The sequence below is a fragment of the Sandarakinorhabdus sp. genome, assembly GCF_040398665.1.
Taxonomy (GTDB): Bacteria; Pseudomonadota; Alphaproteobacteria; order Sphingomonadales; family Sphingomonadaceae; genus Sandarakinorhabdus.
Genome location: NZ_JBBATQ010000005.1, coordinates 51364 through 68809, shown reverse-complemented (window position 1 = coordinate 68809; position 17446 = coordinate 51364). Strand labels below are relative to the sequence as shown.

The window sequence follows — 17446 nt, the reverse complement described above, 5'->3', positions numbered from 1 at the left end:
CCCTCCCCCTTGAGGGGAGGGCGAGAGACGAGCCGCAGGCGAGGCCCGTGGGGGTTGCGCCTGCGGTCACCAAAGGCGGGAACCCCCACCCCGCTCGGCTGGCGCCGGGTCGCCCTCCCCGCAAGGGGGAGGGAGCGGAAGTGCTTCGAATTGGGCTATTTCCCCGTGAACTGCGCCGGCCGCTTTTGCAGGAACGCGCTCACGCCCTCGACGAAATCGGCGCTGCGCCCGGCGAGCAATTGGTGGCGCCGTTCGACCATCAGGCCTTCGCTCAACGACGTGTCGAGGCATTGGCGGATGCCCTGCCGGATCAACGCATAGGATTTGGTCGGGCCGGCGGCGAGCTTTTCGGCTACTGCGCGCGTGGCGGCGGCGAGATCGGCATCATCGACCACCTTGTAGACCATGCCCCAATCCAGCGCGGTTTCGGCCGGAATCCGTTCGCCCAGCATCATCATCGCCTGCGCCCGCGCCCGGCCGGCCAGCCGCGGCAGCAGCCAGGTCGAGCCGACATCGGGCACCAGGCCGATGTTGACGAAGGCCTGCAGGAAATAGGCAGAGCGTGCGGCAATGACGATGTCGCCGGCCAGCGCATAGGAGCAGCCGGCGCCCGCCGCCGGGCCATTGACCGCCGTGATGAACGGCACCGGCAGTGCGAACAGCCGTTCGAGCAGCGGATTGAAATGCGATTCAAGCACCGACCCGGCATCCGGCGGCCCGGAGCGCTTTGGCCCACCACCGGCGCCACCGCCGGCCAGATCGGCGCCCGAACAAAAGGCGCGGCCGGCGCCGGTGAGCACCAGCACCCGCGCCGTGCCTTCGTCGCGGACCCGGTCAACCGCGTCGATCATCTCCTCGATGACGCCGACATGCAGGGCGTTCATCACCTGCGGCCGGTTGATGGTGAGTGTGGCGATGGCGTTTTCGGTTTCGAATGTGATGTGGCTGTAGGTCATTGGGTGTCCTCGCGTTTGCACGGCAGGATATGGGGGGCAGGGATACAGGTCACCCCATCATTCAGCCAAGGTCAGGCAGCGTTTCCAGTATCGCCGCCAGACAATCGCGGCCCAGATGCTTGCTGCGCTCGGGCGACCAGCCAAATTCGGCGCAGGGCAGGTCGTCATTGTCCTTGAACGGCATTTCCAGCGTCATGGCCAGGCAGCCAAAGCGTTCGGCGAGCTGGTTGGTGCTCATCGCCAGATTGGCGGTGCCGGGGCGGGCGCGCGGATAGCCCTTTGCGGTCTGGAAATCCGGTGACAGCCGCGCCAGCCGTGCCTTGTACTTGTCCAGCAGCGCCAGTTGTGTCTCGGTAATCGACGGGATGCCGTCGAAGCCGGCGATGAACACCTGCGGGATGGCTTCGTCGCCGTGCACGTCCATGGCGATGTCACAGCCGGTCTGGCTCATCGTGCCGAGCACGCACATCACTTCCGGCGACCGTTCGGCTGACGGGTTGGCCCATTCGCGGTTGAGGTTCACGCCGGCGGCGTTGGTGCGCAGATGGCCGCGAATCGACCCGTCGGGATTCATGTTGGGCACGACGTGGAAGGTTGCCAACTGGCGCAACTTGCGCGCCACCGGGTCGGCCGGATCGGTCAGCCGCTCCAAGGCGCCTTCCATCCACCATTCGGCCATCGATTCGCCCGGATGCTGGCGGGCGTAGAGCCAGATTGTGCGCGGTCCTTCGCCGATCACCAGCCGATCGATGGCCCGACCATCCAGGCTGTGGCCCAGCACGTCCACCGCCACGCCCGGCCGGGCGGCGATGCGGGCGATCAGATCATGGTGCCGTTCCAGCGAATAAGGCGCGAAATAGGCCAGCCATAGCTGATCGACGGCAGGCGCGACGCGGATGGTCAGGGTGCCGTTGTCGGCCTTGGGGTCATAGCTGGTTTCGGCCCGCCGCCAGACTTGCCGGTCTTCCGAAACGCAGGCGCGATATCCGGGCCAGCCGCCGGGGTAGCCGCTGCCATTGAGATTGATGATGCGGATGGTGCAGGGCTGCCCGCGTGCGCCGGATAGGCGGAAATGATACCATTGGTAAAAGTCGCTGTGCGCATCCTTCCGGATGCTCAGCACGATCTCGTGCGGGCTGGCGATGTGTTCGACAACGATGTTGCCGGAATCGAAATTCGAATCGATGCTGATCATGTGCTGGGCTTCACAATCCCGGTCTGGCCGCTGGCGCCATGGCGGTCGCCCTCAGAACCATTGTCTTCAGGGCCGCTTGGTCGCATGGCCGGCGCGCTGGCGCAACCGCGGTTGACAAAGCGGTGGGCCTCCCATAACCCCACGCTTCCATTTCAAAGACCCGATTCAGCACCGGAATTTCCCATGAAGATCCGCAACAGCCTCAAGAGCCTCAAGGCTCGTCACCGTGATTGCCAGGTGGTTCGCCGCCATGGTCGCACCTATGTGATCAACAAGACCAACCGTCGCTTCAAGGCCCGCCAGGGCTGAAGTCTTGCGCTGCCGGTTGGCAGCGCATCGGTGGCATGATGCACCCCTGCCTTGCGGCGGGGGTGTTGTCGTTTGCGGGTGATGCAGCCATGCCCATGAAATCTGTGGTGTTCGATGTCGGCAATGTCCTGTTCGGTTGGGACATAAAAGCGTTGTACGCCAAGTTGATCGACGATCCGGCCCGGCTCGATTGGTTCTGCAGCACGGTTGTCACGCAGCAATGGCATTTCCAGCACGATGCTGGTCGGCCCTTTGCCGAAACCTCGGCCGAACTGGCGGCATGCTTTCCGGCGGAGGTCGATCTGATCCGCGCCTTCGGGCCGCGCTTCAACGAGACCGTCACCGGGCCGGTGCCGGGCATGCCGGCGCTGGTGGAACGGCTGGCAGCGCGCGGCGTGCCATTGTTTGCGATCACCAATTTTTCCGATGAATTCTGGGGACCATTCCGCGCCGTCTCGCCGATTTTCGATCATTTCCGCGACATCATCGTATCGGGCGCCGAACGGTTGGTGAAACCGGATCCGGCCATCTATGCTCTGGCGCTGCGTCGGTTCGGTCTGGCGTCGGGCGACGCGCTGTTCGTTGATGATCGCGCCGAAAATGTCGATGCTGCGGCGGCCAACGGCTTTGTCGGGCATCTTTTTCGGGATCATGACCGGCTTGCGACGGAACTCGCAGGGCTGGGCCTGCTTGATTGAGCGTCCTGGCGGCGCGGCCTCAATAGATTTTCAGCTCATCGCCGATCAATCGCACCACATGCACCACATTCGTGGTTCCCGGTGTCGAAAACGGGACGCCGGCAATCAGCACCAGCGGGTCGCCGCCCTTCGCCAGGCCCGATCGCAGCGCCATGCGCTTGGATTTCGCCACCATGGCTTCGAAACTGTCCACATCGCGGGTGACGATGGCATGGATGCCCCACACCAGCCCCATGCGGCGGGCCGTGATCTGGCTTGGCGTCAGGCACAGCACGGGCACCGATGGCCGTTCGCGCGCCGCGCGCCCGGCGGTCGAACCCGAAATGGTGAAGCAGGCAATCGCCCGCGCCCCGATGGCAAGGCTGATATCGGCAGCGGCCGCCGTGATCGCCGCCGCAGTCGAACGGCCCGCGCTTACCGCTGTGAAATGCACCCGGCCGTGATAGCCCGGATCGGCCTCGACCTGGCGGGCGATCGCATCCATCATCGCCACGGCGGCTTCGGGAAAATCCCCGGCGGCGCTTTCGGCTGACAGCATGACCGCATCGGCGCCGTCATAAATGGCCGTGGCCACATCCGACACTTCGGCTCTGGTCGGCGTGGGGGCGCTGATCATCGATTCCAGCATCTGCGTGGCTACCACCACCGGCTTGCCGACACTGCGGGCCAGGGCCACGATCCGCTTCTGCGCCGGCGGAACATTCTGCGGCGGAAGTTCGACCCCCAGATCGCCGCGGGCAACCATCACGGCATCGGCAATTTCCAGTATCTCCTCAAGCCGATCGAGCGCTGCCGGCTTTTCGATCTTGGCCAGCAGCGCCGCCCTGCCGCCGATCAGGCGGCGGGCTTCGGCAACGTCCTCGGGCCGCTGCACGAAGGAAAGCGCAATCCAGTCGACCCCGACATCCAGCGCAAAATCCAGATCGGCGCGATCCTTCGCCGTCAGTGCTGGCAGCGGCACCACCACATCCGGCACGTTGACGCCTTTGTTGTCCTTGATGATCCCCGACGATTCCACGATTGTTTCGATGGCGTGGGCAGACACCGTTGTGGCGCGCAGCGCGATCTTGCCATCGTCCACCAGCAGCCGATCCCCTGGGGCCAGCGCGGCATAGATTTCCTTGTGGGGCAGGTGGACGCGCGCGGCGTCTCCGGGCGCGTCGTTCATGTCCAGACGAAAGGCCTGGCCTTTCACCAGCACCGCACTGCCACCCGCCACCCGGCCGACCCGCAGCTTTGGCCCCTGCAAGTCCGCCAATATGGTGATCGGCCGGCCGCTGGACTGCTCGACGCTGCGAACGGCAGCAATCAGGGCGCCCTGGCTGGCATGGCTGCCGTGGCTCATGTTGATACGGAACGCATCGGCACCGGCGGCATGCAGGCGGGCGATCATTGCTTCACTGCTCGATGCCGGGCCCAACGTGGCAAGCACCTTGACCTGGCGGTTTCTTGGCTGAAAGACTCCGCTCATGTCGCGCCTTCTGGTTGCTGCCGGGATGTTAGCCATGGTTGGCGCGCAATGCGATGAAAGATTGGGCAAACATGACGATGACTGCGACGGTTTTTGCGGACGCTGCGACGCGCGATCGATTGGAAGCCGCCGCCTTCCGCCGGTTGATGCTGCACCTGGCGCAGCGCAGCGATGTGCAGAATATCGATCTGATGGGGCACACCGGTTTCTGTCGCAATTGTCTGGGCGATTGGCTGCACGAAGAGGCCGGGAAACTGGGTGTCACGGTTTCGAAGGACGACGCACGCACCCATGTTTACGGCATGACCCAGGCCGAATGGAAAACCCGGCACCAACAGCCGGCGACCCAGGCACAGTTGGACCTGATGGCCGAATCGCTGGCGAAGAACGAGGCGGTTCGGTAACCCCAACGCATCGATTTCAGACAGGGATTGCCATGACCGAAGAGAATGTCTCCGCCACGCAGTTGCGCCAGTTTATCGAGCGCATCGAGACGCTGGAGGAAGAGAAGAAGGGCATCGCTGACGACATCAAGGATGTCTATGCCGAAGCCAAAGCCACCGGGTTTGACATCAAGACGATGAAATCCCTGGTGCGTCTGCGCAAGATGGAAACCGCGGCGCGGCAGGAAGCCGAGGCGCTGCTGGAAACCTACAAGGCCGCGCTCGGCCTGTGAACTTGAGGGGAAACGTGATGAAGCTGTACGGGGGAAAATTGTCGCCGTTCGTGATGCGGCCGCTGCTGGTGAGCCGGGCCAAGGGCGCCGAGGTTGAACTCGCCATGTTCGAGGGCGGCATCAAGAGCCCGGAATATCTGGCGCTTTGCCCGACGGGCAAGATGCCGTTGCTGATCGATGGCGATCTGGCACTGCCGGAAAGCCAGGTGATCGCCGAGTATCTGGATGCGGCGCTGCCGGGGCCGAAGCTGCTGCCCGATGATGCAGCCGGCGCCGCAATGGTGCGCCTGATCGTCCGGCTGGCCGATGTGTACATGGTGCCGGCGTTGGGCGGCTTGTTCCGTGGCCGCGAACAGCCGGAAGGGGTGCCGGCGGCGATGCAGGCGATGGCCGAAGGGCTTGGCTATATCGAACATTACCGGCGCAGCGGCGACGCATTTGCCTGGGGGAACAGCTTTTCCCAGGCGGATGCCGCGCTGATCCCGTTGTTCTTCTTCCTGGATGCGCTGGATGGCCCGATGCCGACCAAGGCGCTGATGGCGGCACGGCCGGGTCTTGCCGCCTGGTGGGATCGCGCCAAGGCCAGCAACCTGGGTGCACAGGCCATTGCCGAACAGGCCGCGGGCCTGGCGGCGATGATGGCCGCGCGGCAGGGCTGATTGCCGACGTGTTGCAGAGCGGTTAGGGTTGGGCGGCAAAGGGAACAGCAATGCAGATAAGCTTGACCATCAACGGCCAGAATCATGATGTGGAGGCTCCGGCCGCCACGTTGCTGGTCGAAGTGCTGCGCGACACGCTGGGCCTGACCGGCACCCACATCGGCTGCGACACCAGCCAGTGTGGCGCCTGCAACGTGCTGGTGGACGGCAAGGCGGTGAAATCCTGCACCATTCTGGCCGCACAGGCGCAGGGCGCTGCGGTGACGACGATCGAAGGGCTTGCGAACGGCGAACAATTGCATCCGATGCAGTTGGCCTTTCGCGAAGCGCACGGCCTGCAATGCGGGTTCTGCACACCGGGCATGGTGATGGCGGGGCTGGAAATCGTGCGCAAGCACGGCACCAGCCTGACGCCCGAACTGGTGGCGCACGAGCTGGAAGGCAATCTGTGCCGCTGCACCGGCTATATCAACATCATCAAGGCCGTGGTCGCCGGCGCCGCCGGGATGGCCGTCCTTGGGGAGAGCCAGCATGCGTGATTTCGCCCTGCACCGCCCGGCCAGCGTGGCCGACGCGGCCGCCGCCTTTGCGACTGGCGGCGAGGCCGCCTATCTGGCCGGCGGCCACACGCTGATCCCGGCGATGAAATCGCGGCTGCGCATGCCCGATGCGCTGATCGATCTGTCGGCGCTGGGCCTGGGTGGCATTGCTCGTGATGGGGATCGGCTGTGGATCGGCGCGATGACCCGGCACGCCGATGTGGCGACTGGCGCCACCGCGATTCCCGGCCTGGCGGCGCTGGCCAATGGCATCGGCGATATGCAGGTGCGCAATATCGGCACCATCGGCGGCAGCCTCGCCAACAATGATCCGGCCGCCGATTATCCGGCAGCGGCGCTGGCGCTGAATGCCACAATCGAAACCGATCGCGGCAGCCACAATGCCGATGATTTCTTCCAGGGCATGTTCAGCACGGCGCTTGCCGAGGGCGAGATCATAACCCGTATTGGCTTCGCCGTGCCGCAGGCTTCGGCCTATGGCAAGTTCCGCCATCCGGTGTCGCGCTATGCCATGGTCGGCGTGTATGTCGCGCGTTTTGCTGCTGGCTGGCGCGTCGCCGTCACCGGTGCCGGCCCGGGCGTGTTTCGCTGGCACGACGCGGAAAGCGCGCTGGCGGCGGGCAGCGACGTGCCGGTGCTGGCGGCCGATGATCTCAACAGCGATATCCATGCCAGCGCCGACTATCGCGCGCATCTGTGCGGGGTGATGCTGAAGCAGGCAATTGCCCATCTGGCCTGAGGGCGCCATGCGCCAGTGCCCGTGCTATTGATTGCGGTGCGGCGGCAGCGTTGCTAAGCCCGCCGCCATCCATCATGCAAGCAGACGAACAATGGCAGGTCACAGCAAGTTCAAGAACATCATGCACCGCAAGGGTGCGCAGGACAAAAAGCGCAGTGCGCTTTTTTCCAAGCTCAGCCGCGAAATCACCGTGGCGGCCAAGATGGGCATGCCTGATCCGAACGCCAACCCGCGCCTGCGTGCCGCCGTGCTGGCCGCCCGCAGCGAAGGCATGCCCAAGGACAATATCCAGCGCGCCATCGACAAGAGCCAGGGCGGCGACACGGCGAACTATGAAGACGTGCGCTATGAGGGCTTTGGTCCCGGCGGCGTGTCGTTGATCGTCGAAACGCTCACCGACAATCGCAACCGTACCGCGACCAATGTGCGGACGATCTTCGCCAAGAACGGTGGCAATCTGGGGGCGTCGGGCAGCGTCAGCCACGGCTTTGAACGGCTGGGCCTGATCTCCTATCCCGTCAAGGCCGGCAGCAGCGACCGCGTGTTCGAAGCCGCGCTGGAAGCCGGCGCCGACGACGTGCAATCCACCGAGGACGGCCACGAGATCTGGACCGCCATTGATGGCCTGCACGAAACCGCCAAAACCATCGAAGCCGCGCTGGGCGAAGCCGAAGCCATCAAGCTGGCCTGGAAGCCGGGCCTGATGGTCAGCGTGGGGGAGGCCGACGCTGGCCAATTGCTCAGGATGATCGATGCGCTGGAAGACGATGACGATGTCCAGACGGTGTGGGGCAATTATGATGTGCCCGAAGACGTGCTGGCGAAGCTGTGAGGCTGGCGGCCGCAAGCATGATCATGGCGATTGCCACCCCGGCGGCAGCCGATGCGATTGCCGAGATCAAGGCCGCGCGCAGCGCGTATAACGCGGCCATCGCGGCGCGCGATGTGGCCGGGGTGCGCGCCGCGCTGGGCGATGAGTATATCGGCCTGGCCGGTACGGGCGGCGAAAAGATCATCGGCGCCGATGCCATGGCGGATTATTTCGCGCGCGCCTTCAAGACGCCGGGGTTCCTGGGCTTTGTGCGCATGCCCGACGTGGTGACCATGGCCGTGCCGCCGCTGCGCGCCATGGAGCGCGGCCACTGGTCGGGCGGCAGCACCTCCGGCCGGGTCAGCGGCGAATATCTGGCAGTGTGGGTGCCCACCGCGACGGGCTGGAAGCTGCGCAGCGAGACGTTTGTGACGCTGGCAAATGGCGCAAGCTAAACTCCCCTCCCCTGAGCCGAAGGCGAGCGTTGCTCAACGGGAGGGGAGTTGAACCTCATCCTTGGCCTTGATCCCGGGCTGGCCGCCACCGGCTGGGGCGTGATCCGGGCGGAGGGCAATCGGATCAGCCACATCGCCCACGGCACTGTGCGCACGGCGGCCAGCGCCCCCTTGGCAGAGCGGCTGGCCAGCCTTTACGATGCGCTTTGCCAAGTGATCGAAGGCCATGGCTGTGATGCCGCCGCCGTTGAAGAGGTATTCGTGAACGCCAATCCGCAATCCACCCTGAAACTCGGCCAGGCGCGCGGCGTGGTGATGCTCAGCGCCGCCAAGGCCGGCTTGCCCGTGACCGAATATGCGACGCGGCTGGTGAAGAAAGCCATCGTCGGCGTGGGCAGTGCGGACAAGGTGCAGGTACACGCCATGGTGCAAAGGCTGCTACCCGGCGTGGCGGTGGTGGGCAGCGATGCGGCGGACGCGCTGGCGGTGGCGATAGCGCACGCGCATCTGGGCGCCAGCAAAAGCCGGGGCCTGACATGATCGCCCGCCTGAAAGGCCTGGTGGATTCGGTTTCCGCCGACGCACTGGTGCTGGATGTGAACGGCGTCGGTTATCTCGTGCAGTCCTCCTCGCGCACGCTTTCGGCGCTCAGTGTCGGCCAGGGTGTGGTGATGCACATCGAAACCCAGGTGCGCGAAGATGCCATCACGCTGTTCGGCTGCGTCAGCGAAACCGAGCTGGCAGCGTTCCGCGCGCTGATCACCGTGCAGGGTGTCGGCGGCCGCGTGGCGTTGAATATCCTGAGCGTGCTCACCCCGGATCAGGTGGCGCATGCCGTGGCCGCCGGTGATGCGGCGTCGCTGGCGCGGGCCAATGGCGTCGGGCCCAAGCTTGCGGCGCGCATCGCCAATGAATTGAAGGGCAAATTGGGCGGGGTGGCGCTGGCCGCCGGCGCGCCGATTGCAGTGCAGGCTGGCAACCGGTTGCTGGAAGACGCGCTGGCGGCGCTGGCAGCGCTGGGCTTCCGGCCGATGGACGCCAGCCGCGCGGTGAGCGACGCGCTGGCGGAACTGGGTGAGGGGGCCAGCCTGAATGATGTCGTGCGAGTGGCATTGAAGAAGAGCGTGCGGTAAACGCCGGCCGTGACCGCCGATCTCTCCCCGCAACGTCGCCCCGACGATATCGATGCCGCGCTGCGGCCCAAGGGCCTCGATGAATTCATCGGCCAGGCAGCGCTGCGTTCCAACCTGTCGGTCTTCATCAACGCCGCGCGGGGCCGCGGTGAGGCGATGGATCATGTGTTGCTGCATGGGCCGCCCGGCCTTGGGAAAACCACGCTGGCGCAGATCGTGGCGCGCGAGCTGGGCGTGGGCTTTCGGGCGACGTCTGGCCCGGTGATCGCCAAGGCCGGCGATCTGGCGGCGATCCTCACCAATCTCGAACCGCATGATGTGCTGTTCATCGATGAAATCCACCGCCTGTCGCCGGCGGTGGAGGAAATTCTCTATCCGGCGATGGAAGACCGGGTGCTGGACATCATGATCGGCGAAGGCCCGTCGGCGCGCAGCGTGCGCATCGATCTGCCGGCTTTCACGCTGGTCGGCGCCACCACCCGCGCCGGCCTGCTGACCACCCCCTTGCGCGATCGGTTCGGCATTCCGCTGCGGCTGAATTTCTACAGCGTCGATGAATTGGAACAGGTCGTCACCCGCGCCGCGCGGCTGCTCGATCTGCCGCTCACGGCTGATGGCGCGCGCGAGATTGCGGCGCGTGCCCGCGGCACGCCGCGCATCGCCGGGCGGCTGCTGCGCCGGGTCCGCGATTTTGCCGGCGGCAACGCCGTGGATCAACGGCTGGCCGATCAGTCGCTCAGCCGGCTGGAAGTGGATCGGCTCGGCCTCGATGCCATGGATCGCCGTTATCTGATGATGATCGCCGATATCTATCGCGGCGGGCCCGTGGGGATCGAAACGCTGGCCGCCGGCCTCAGCGAACCGCGCGACACGCTGGAGGATGTGATCGAGCCCTTCCTGATCCAGCAGGGCCTGGTCGCCCGCACGGCGCGCGGCCGCATGCTGACCGGGCCGGCGTGGAAGCATCTGGGCCTGATCGCGCCCGCCGAACAGACCATGTTGCCGTTGCTGGACGAGGAATGACGCGGGCCGTGTAACCGGATGCGGCCGGCGCGCGAATGCGGGATCATGCGCTACTTCCTCCTCTCCGCCGTTGCTCCGCTGGTCATGCTCGCCGCCCCGGCTGCGGCGATTCCAGCGGTTGGGGAAAAGGCCCCGGCCGTGGTGGGCGTCGACATCACTGGCAGGCAGCGCACCCTGAAACAGGTGGCGGGCCGCAAGGGCACGGTGCTGATGTTCTTCCGTTCTGCATCATGGTGCCCCTATTGCAAGGCGCAGCTGATCGCGATGAACGACGGCGCAGCCGCCCAATTGGCCAGCCGCGGCTATACGCTGGTCGGCTTGTCCTATGATGCGGTGCCGGTGCTGGCCAGGTTCGCCGCCGAGCGCAACGTCGCCTGGCCGCTGCTTTCTGATCCGCAATCCAGGGTGATCGATGGCTGGCAACTGCGCGATCCGGCCTATCCGCCGGGCAATCTTGCCCATGGCGTGCCGCGGCCGGCGATTTATGTGATCGATCGCAAGGGCGTGATCCGCGCGCGCCTGATGGAAGACACTTATCGCAAGCGCCCGCCGGTCGAGGTCGTGCTTGCCGCAGTGGATGCGCTGGGCCAGTAAGGTGCCCCTGAGGGGGAGTGAAAATGCAATTGCCGATTGATCAGGTGCGTGCGGCGTTTCCAGCGCTGGCGCTGGCGGATGATGGCGAACCGCGCGGCTATTTCGATGCGCCGGCCGGCACGCAGGTGGCGCGGCGGGTGATCGATGCCATGGGCCACGTCATGGTTCAGGCCTGTGCCAATGATGGCGGGCTGTTCCGCACCAGCGTGACGACCGGCGTTATTGTCGAATCGGCGATTGCCAGTGCGGCGGCCTTCTTCAATTGCGGCGATGATGAAGTGATTTTCGGGCTGAACACCACCAGCCTGTTTTTCCAGATGGCGCCGTTGATCGCGCATGATTGGCGTGCCGGCGACAATATCCTGCTCACCCGCATGGACCATGATGCCAATGTCTCGCCGTGGCTGCAGGCCGCGGCGGCGCGCGGCGTGGAGGTGCGGTTTCTGGAATGGGACCGGGAGAGCTTCGCGCTGAAGCTGGAGACCTTGCCCGATCTGATCGATGCGCGCACGCGCGCCGTGGCCGTGGGCCATGCCAGCAATTTCCTGGGCACCATCAACGATGTTGCCGCCGTGTGCGCCGCGGCGCGCGCGGTGGGGGCGGTCAGCATCGTCGATGCCGTGCAGTCCGCGCCGCACATGGCGCTGGATGTGGCGGCGATCGGCTGTGATCTGATGGCGGCGTCGGCCTATAAATTCTTTGGGCCGCATGCGGCGATCCTGTTCGTGTCGCGGCGCTTGCAGGCCATCATCCCGCCGTTGAAGGTGCGGCCGTCGGCGGATGTGATGCCGACACGGCTGGCGCCCGGCACGCCCGCGTTCGAAGCCATGGCCGGCACCGCGGCGGCCATCGATCATCTGGCCTGGCTGGGCGAGGCCGCCGGCACCATGAGCGCGGCGCAGCCGCTGCGGCAACGGCTGGTGGCCGGGCTGGCGGCGGCGCAGGCGCATGAAACGGATCTGATGCGGCAGTTTCTGGCCGGACTGTCCGATGTGCCGGGCGTGGCTCTGCACGGCATCGCCAATCCCAACCGCCTGCACGAACGCGTCGCCACCTTCACCTTCGAACTGGCCGGCAAAAGCAGCGCCGACGTCGCGGCGGCGCTGGCGGCGCGCAACATGTTTGTCTGGCACGGTTATTATTATGCCTGGGAGCCGGCCGGCGTGCTCGGCGTGAAGGAACGGGGCGCGGTGCGGGTGGGCTTCACCCATTACAACAGCGCCGCCGAGGTTGACGCACTGCTCGGTGCGCTGGCCGGTATCGCCAGGGGTGGCTGATCAGGGTCGCAGCGAAGCGTCTGCCGCCAAGTCGCGGGCCATGAAGCCCGACAACTCGCGCATCGGCGCTTGGTTGACCATGACCAGGCCGGAACGCGGCCTGTCGAGGTCCAGCACCAGAAAAATCGCCCCGGCGGCGAGGATCAGGAACAGGGCGTGCGGCGGCCGCGCCAGCCGGGCGTTGGCCGCCCCGGAATAGCCGAGCGAGAAGGCTGACAAGATCAGAAACACGGCAAGCGCGTCGATCACCGACAGCGGAATATGCTCGCGCGCCATCGCCTCACGGCGCCAGGCGGCATCATCAACCCGCGTCAGGCTGTCGGCCATCAGGCGCAGCCGGGCACCATCGCCGCCGCTTTGGCGGGTCAGGTTCCACATCTGCTCCATCAGGGCATCGCTGGCGGTATCGCCGGGCCGGTTGCGATCGGTTTCCTGCCCGTCACTCGCCCACGCCAGCCGGGCATCGACATAGGCGCGCAGCGTGGTGGCCATCTGCGCCCGATAGGGGGCTGGCTGCAATTGCAGCCGCTGCCAGAGCGCAAAGCAGCTGGCCGCTTCCTCGACCACCAGATCGCGGCGCGTATCATATCGATTGAGCGCCACCGAAAAGGTGAAACCGACCAGCAGCGTGAACAGGCTGAGTGCGGCCGTGGTTGCATAAAGCGTCTCGGCCGTGCCGGAACCGTCGAGCCGGCTGCGCCAACCGCGACCGGCCGTCATTGCCCCGGCGCCCAGCGTCAACAGCAGCAGCGCGACGGCTAGCGGCGGCAATTCATCAACCAGGCTGTACATGCCAGCCAAGCCTAGAAGCTCGACAGCGCCCGGCCAAGTGCAAATGCCGCTGGATTTTGGTGCCTCAGCTTGGCAAAGCCTTGCCGCATGGCCCACCTTCCCCGCACCTTGTATCAGAAAATCTGGGACGATCATGTTGTCGGCACGCTGGACGACGGCACCGCGCTGATTTTCATCGATCGCCACCTGATCCATGAAGTGACCACGCCGCAAGCGTTCGAGGCGCTGCGCCTGGCGGGCCGGCAGTTGCGCCGCCCGGATCTGACGCTGGCGGTGCCCGACCATAATGTGCCGACCACAGATCGCAGCAAGCCGATTCTCGATCCCATGTCGAAGGCGCAGCTTGATGCGCTGGTCCGCAATTGCACCGATTTCGGGGTCGAGCTCTACGCCATCGATGCACCGGAACAGGGCATCGTGCATGTCATCGGCCCGGAACAGGGCTTCACCTTGCCGGGTGTGACGTTGGTGTGCGGGGACAGCCACACGGCCACCCACGGCGCTTTTGGCGCGCTGGCGTTTGGTATCGGCACATCCGAAGTGGAACATGTGTTCGCCACCCAGACGCTGCTGCTGCGCCAATCGCAGGCGATGGAGGTGCGCGTCACCGGATCGCTGGGTTTTTCGGTGTCGGCTAAGGATGTCGCGCTGGCGGTTTGCGGCGCGCTCGGGTCCGGCGGCGGCGCCGGCCATGTCATCGAATATACCGGCCCGGTGATCGAGGCGCTGTCGATGGAAGGCCGGATGACCTTGTGCAACATGGCGATCGAGGCTGGGGCCCGCGCCGGACTGGTGGCGCCGGACCAGAAGACCTTTGATTATGTGCAGGGCCGGCCGCGCGCGCCGCAAGGCGCGGCTTGGGATCAGGCGCTGGCCTGGTGGCAGACATTGCACACGGATGCGGGCGCACGCTTTGACCGCACCCTGATCATCGACGGCAGCGCCATCGCGCCGCTGGTGACCTGGGGCACCAGCCCCGAAGATGTGGTGGCGATCACCGGCCGCATCCCGGAACCGGACAGCTTCGCCGATCCCGGCAAGCGCGCGGCGGCCGCCAAGAGCCTGGAATATATGGGCCTGTTGCCAGGCACCCGCATGGAAGACGTGGCCGTGGAACATATCTTCATCGGCAGTTGCACCAACAGCCGGATCGAGGATCTGCGCGTTGCCGCGGCGGTTGTGCAGGGCCGCCGCGTGGCGTCCGGTGTGCGCCAGGCGCTGGTGGTGCCCGGATCGGGCCTCGTCAAGCGCCAGGCCGAAGCCGAAGGGCTGGACCGCATCTTCACCGAAGCCGGCTTTGAATGGCGTGAGCCGGGTTGTTCGATGTGCCTGGGCATGAACCCGGATCAGGTGCCGGCTGGCGAACGCTGCGCCTCCACGTCGAACCGCAATTTTGTCGGCCGCCAGGGCCCCGGTTCGCGCACGCATCTTCTGTCACCGGCCATGGCCGCTGCGGCTGCCATCACCGGCCGTTTGACCGATGTGCGCCAATTGATGGGCTGAAGATCGCTGCCATGCCGGCCGCCGCAATTGATTTTTCGCGCTGGCGACATTCTGGCAGCATGTGAAGTAATTATTTGTAAACGCCGCCTCCCTAAGTTGCGACGATTGATGTTGGTGGGGCTTTGGCTGCGGCGGTGACGATTGACTGGTTCTCGGGAGTGATGCTGCGGGCCCGGCCGGTCGGCCTTTTCCCACATGTCTGCTTGTGGGTCACGGCGCTGCTGGTTGCGATTGCCGCCTGTGCCGGCCCGGCCCGTGCCGAACGCCAGCAGTTGGCGTTCCACATGTTTGATTGTGCGCGTGCGCCCGGGCAGTGCCCAGCCCGCGACGGCGGCGGCTGGACCTGGTTTGCTGTCGATGTCGGCGGGCTGAAATCGCTGCCACCGCAATGGAATCTGCTGGTGGACAATACGCGCTTCACGGCGGTGTCGGTTCAGGTGGTGCACAAGGGCGGCGTCTATCAACTGCAACGCGGCCAGTTCGAACTGACAAGCAACTGGACGCTTGGCAACAATCTGCGGTTTCAAGTGCCGGTGGCCGGCGCCGATGTCACCGCGGTGCGCGTCGGTTTCCGCAACATCGATGCGCCGCAAATGATGCGTTCCATCAAGGCCATGGATGCTGCCGGCCACGAACGTCACCTGCTGGACTGGACCATATTGATTGCCCTGGTGATGGGCGTGTTGTTTTCGGCCTTTACCTACAATGTGTTTCTGCTCACCTGGCTCAAGACCTCGTTCCAGCGCTGGTATGTGGTGTGGGTGGCCAGTGCGCTTTGCTATCTGCTGGTGTGGACGGGTGCGATGCTCAACATCCTGCCGTTCCTTGCGGGTCCGGCGACCGCGCGGACGACGTTCCTGCTGGTCGGGTTGCTGGTGGTCTCAGGCGCGGCCTTTTTCTTCGCGCTGATCGAAAAGGGCAAGCTGCCGCAAAGGCTGATCGATTTTGGGCAATTGGCCGGGATGATGACGGCGATCACGTCGGTGGTGGCGGCGTTCGACATGGTGTTCCCCGCCTGGTTCAGCGACCGGATGCTGAACCTGGCGATGATCAGTGTGACCGGGGCGTTGATGGTGGGCAGCGTGTTTGCCGTGCTGCGCGGCAGCCGTGCCGTCTGGTTCTATCTGGCGGGATGGACGCCGGCCTTGGCCATGCTGGGCCTGCGGATCGCCCGCAATTTCGGGCTGCTGCCACAGGATGATTTCATCGATCAGGCCGGTTTCGCAGCGATCGGTTGGGAATCCCTGGTGCTCAGCCTGGCCATCGCCGATCGCTTCCGCCAAATGCGCCGCGATGCCGATGCCGGCGATGCGGAGCGCCAGATCCTGCTGCGTTTTGCCACCACCGATCCGCTCACCGGCCTGGGCAATCGCGCCTTGTTCCAGAATTTGCTGGAAAAGCCCGCGATGCGCCAGGGCGGGATCGATGTGATTGCCATCGATATCGACTATCTGAAACAGACCAACGACATGGCGGGCCATGATGCGGGCGATGCGCTGATTGTGGCGGTGGCGGAACGCCTGGCGGTTGCGGCCGGCCCGCTGGCAACCATCGCGCGCATCGGCGGTGATGAATTCGTGATCCTGTTGGAAGGTGCGGCCCGGGCGCGTCTGCCGGCGGTGCGTCAGATGATCGCCCTGTCGGCCGGCATGCCGCTGCGCCATGCCGGTTATGATCTCATCATTTCCATCTGCGCCGGGCATGCTGCCAGCGAAGAACGCGGCGTGCCGATGGCCCGCATCTTCAAGCAGGCCGATCTGGCCATGTATGCCGCCAAATCTGCCGGGCGCGGCTGCTGGCGCAGCTATGATGGCAGCATGGCCGATGAAGCCTTCGCCCGCAGCCGCATGATTGCCGAAGCCCGCGCCGGCCTCGCTGCCGGACAATTCCTGCTCCATTATCAGCCTGTCCAGCGCCTCGATGGCGTCGTGGTCGGCCATGAAGCCCTGCTCCGCTGGCAGCATCCGCGTCTTGGCTTGCTGGCGCCCGGCGAATTTGCCGATGTGATGAAGGAAGCCACCATCCTGCCGGCGTTGCAGTTGTGGGTGCTCGACACGGCGCTGACCCAGGCTGCGTATCTGCGCGGGCAGGGCGCGGATCTCACCATGTCGGTCAATTTCGTCACCGGGCAGTTGCAGGGCACGGCAGCCGCCGTGGCGATCCTGGATGATCTGTCGCGCCACCATGTGCCGCCACAGGCGTTGGTGGTCGAGGTGACGGAGAACGTGGTGATGGGCGGGCTGGGCGGCGCCTTGATCGAATGCCTGGAATGTCTGCGCGATGCCGGCGTGCATGTGGCGCTCGATGATTTCGGCACCGGCTTTGCCAGCTTGATCCATTTGCGCGAAGTGCCCGCCAATATCGTCAAGATCGATCGCAGCTTTGTCGGGGATATGGTCGATTCGGCCAGCAGCCAGCAGATCGTGCGGGCGCTGGTGGATCTGGCGCACAGCCTTGGCAAGCAGGTGGTCGCCGAAGGTGTCGAAACCGAAGGGCAGCGGTTGCTGCTGCGCCAGATGGGCTGCGATCTGGCCCAGGGCTGGCTGTTCGGCAAGCCGGTGGCGCAGCCGTATCAGCGGGTTGCGGCCTGACCGG

The 17446-nt window shown here is 65.4% G+C and carries 20 protein-coding genes; 16 read left to right on the top strand and 4 right to left on the bottom strand.

Features of this window, described 5'->3' with window-relative positions; all coding sequences use genetic code 11:
• Window positions 1-155: 155 nt before the first annotated feature.
• The gene (locus ABWP22_RS08415; RefSeq protein WP_353199516.1) at window positions 156-956 is read right to left on the bottom strand and encodes an enoyl-CoA hydratase-related protein; all 801 of its coding nucleotides are present in this window, start codon (window positions 954-956) and stop codon (window positions 156-158) included.
• A gap of 61 nt (window positions 957-1017) precedes the next feature.
• Entirely contained in the window at window positions 1018-2151 is a 1134-nt protein-coding gene (locus tag ABWP22_RS08410; RefSeq protein WP_353199515.1) for a M14 family metallopeptidase, read from the bottom strand.
• Between the two features lie 183 nt (window positions 2152-2334).
• Here ABWP22_RS08410 and ykgO point away from each other — a divergent pair, with 183 nt between their 5' ends.
• Together ykgO and ABWP22_RS08400 are read left to right on the top strand one after the other, a co-directional pair.
• Window positions 2335-2460: a type B 50S ribosomal protein L36 gene (gene ykgO, locus ABWP22_RS08405; RefSeq protein ID WP_164157367.1), complete on the top strand. Its 126-nt coding sequence runs from the start codon at window positions 2335-2337 to the stop codon at window positions 2458-2460.
• A gap of 89 nt (window positions 2461-2549) precedes the next feature.
• Window positions 2550-3158 carry an HAD family hydrolase gene (locus ABWP22_RS08400; protein WP_353199514.1) on the top strand — a complete coding sequence of 203 codons (609 nt, stop codon included), beginning with the start codon at window positions 2550-2552 and terminating at the stop codon, window positions 3156-3158.
• A 19-nt stretch (window positions 3159-3177) separates the two neighbouring features.
• On the opposite strand, the gene pyk is transcribed toward ABWP22_RS08400, so the two are convergent.
• Window positions 3178-4629, bottom strand: a complete 1452-nt coding sequence (gene pyk, locus ABWP22_RS08395) for a pyruvate kinase (protein WP_353199513.1) — start codon at window positions 4627-4629, stop codon at window positions 3178-3180.
• Window positions 4630-4706: 77 nt separating this feature from the next.
• On the opposite strand from pyk, the gene ABWP22_RS08390 reads away from it, so the two are divergent.
• From ABWP22_RS08390 to ABWP22_RS08335, 12 genes are all read left to right on the top strand, one after another.
• Window positions 4707-5033 (top strand): DUF1244 domain-containing protein, encoded by a 327-nt coding sequence (locus tag ABWP22_RS08390; protein ID WP_353199512.1) that lies wholly within the window; start codon window positions 4707-4709, stop codon window positions 5031-5033.
• Between the two features lie 32 nt (window positions 5034-5065).
• Window positions 5066-5305, top strand: coding sequence for a DUF2312 domain-containing protein (locus ABWP22_RS08385; RefSeq protein WP_353199511.1), 240 nt, complete (start codon window positions 5066-5068; stop codon window positions 5303-5305).
• Between the two features lie 17 nt (window positions 5306-5322).
• Complete coding sequence (locus tag ABWP22_RS08380; protein ID WP_353199510.1) at window positions 5323-5964, top strand: glutathione S-transferase family protein; 642 nt, start codon at window positions 5323-5325, stop codon at window positions 5962-5964.
• 50 nt (window positions 5965-6014) lie between these two features.
• Window positions 6015-6503 (top strand): (2Fe-2S)-binding protein, encoded by a 489-nt coding sequence (locus tag ABWP22_RS08375; protein WP_353199509.1) that lies wholly within the window; start codon window positions 6015-6017, stop codon window positions 6501-6503.
• On the top strand, window positions 6496-7263 hold the full coding sequence (locus tag ABWP22_RS08370; RefSeq protein ID WP_353199508.1) for an FAD binding domain-containing protein: 768 nt from the start codon (window positions 6496-6498) through the stop codon (window positions 7261-7263). Before ABWP22_RS08375 ends, ABWP22_RS08370 begins: the two co-directional genes overlap by 8 nt.
• A gap of 91 nt (window positions 7264-7354) precedes the next feature.
• Window positions 7355-8095 (top strand): YebC/PmpR family DNA-binding transcriptional regulator, encoded by a 741-nt coding sequence (locus ABWP22_RS08365; protein ID WP_353199507.1) that lies wholly within the window; start codon window positions 7355-7357, stop codon window positions 8093-8095.
• A gap of 23 nt (window positions 8096-8118) precedes the next feature.
• Window positions 8119-8529, top strand: a complete 411-nt coding sequence (locus tag ABWP22_RS08360) for a nuclear transport factor 2 family protein (protein ID WP_353199506.1) — start codon at window positions 8119-8121, stop codon at window positions 8527-8529.
• Window positions 8530-8577: 48 nt separating this feature from the next.
• A complete protein-coding gene (gene ruvC, locus ABWP22_RS08355; RefSeq protein ID WP_353199505.1) occupies window positions 8578-9069 on the top strand; it encodes a crossover junction endodeoxyribonuclease RuvC in 492 nt (163 codons plus the stop codon).
• On the top strand, window positions 9066-9662 hold the full coding sequence (gene ruvA, locus ABWP22_RS08350; protein WP_353199504.1) for a Holliday junction branch migration protein RuvA: 597 nt from the start codon (window positions 9066-9068) through the stop codon (window positions 9660-9662). The genes ruvC and ruvA overlap by 4 nt, the downstream gene beginning before the upstream one ends.
• 9 nt (window positions 9663-9671) lie before the next feature.
• Window positions 9672-10685, top strand: a complete 1014-nt coding sequence (ruvB, locus tag ABWP22_RS08345) for a Holliday junction branch migration DNA helicase RuvB (protein ID WP_353199503.1) — start codon at window positions 9672-9674, stop codon at window positions 10683-10685.
• 45 nt (window positions 10686-10730) lie between these two features.
• Entirely contained in the window at window positions 10731-11279 is a 549-nt protein-coding gene (locus ABWP22_RS08340; RefSeq protein ID WP_353199502.1) for a peroxiredoxin family protein, read from the top strand.
• Between the two features lie 23 nt (window positions 11280-11302).
• Window positions 11303-12556, top strand: coding sequence for a cysteine desulfurase-like protein (locus ABWP22_RS08335; protein WP_353199501.1), 1254 nt, complete (start codon window positions 11303-11305; stop codon window positions 12554-12556).
• Here ABWP22_RS08335 and ABWP22_RS08330 read toward each other — a convergent pair whose 3' ends face one another.
• Window positions 12557-13348 (bottom strand): bestrophin-like domain, encoded by a 792-nt coding sequence (locus ABWP22_RS08330; protein WP_353199500.1) that lies wholly within the window; start codon window positions 13346-13348, stop codon window positions 12557-12559.
• Window positions 13349-13435: 87 nt separating this feature from the next.
• On the opposite strand from ABWP22_RS08330, the gene leuC reads away from it, so the two are divergent.
• Both leuC and ABWP22_RS08320 read left to right on the top strand, forming a co-directional pair.
• Window positions 13436-14851, top strand: a complete 1416-nt coding sequence (gene leuC, locus ABWP22_RS08325; RefSeq protein WP_353199499.1) for a 3-isopropylmalate dehydratase large subunit — start codon at window positions 13436-13438, stop codon at window positions 14849-14851.
• A gap of 161 nt (window positions 14852-15012) precedes the next feature.
• The gene (locus tag ABWP22_RS08320) at window positions 15013-17442 is read left to right on the top strand and encodes a putative bifunctional diguanylate cyclase/phosphodiesterase (protein ID WP_353199695.1); all 2430 of its coding nucleotides are present in this window, start codon (window positions 15013-15015) and stop codon (window positions 17440-17442) included.
• Window positions 17443-17446: the final 4 nt, after the last annotated feature.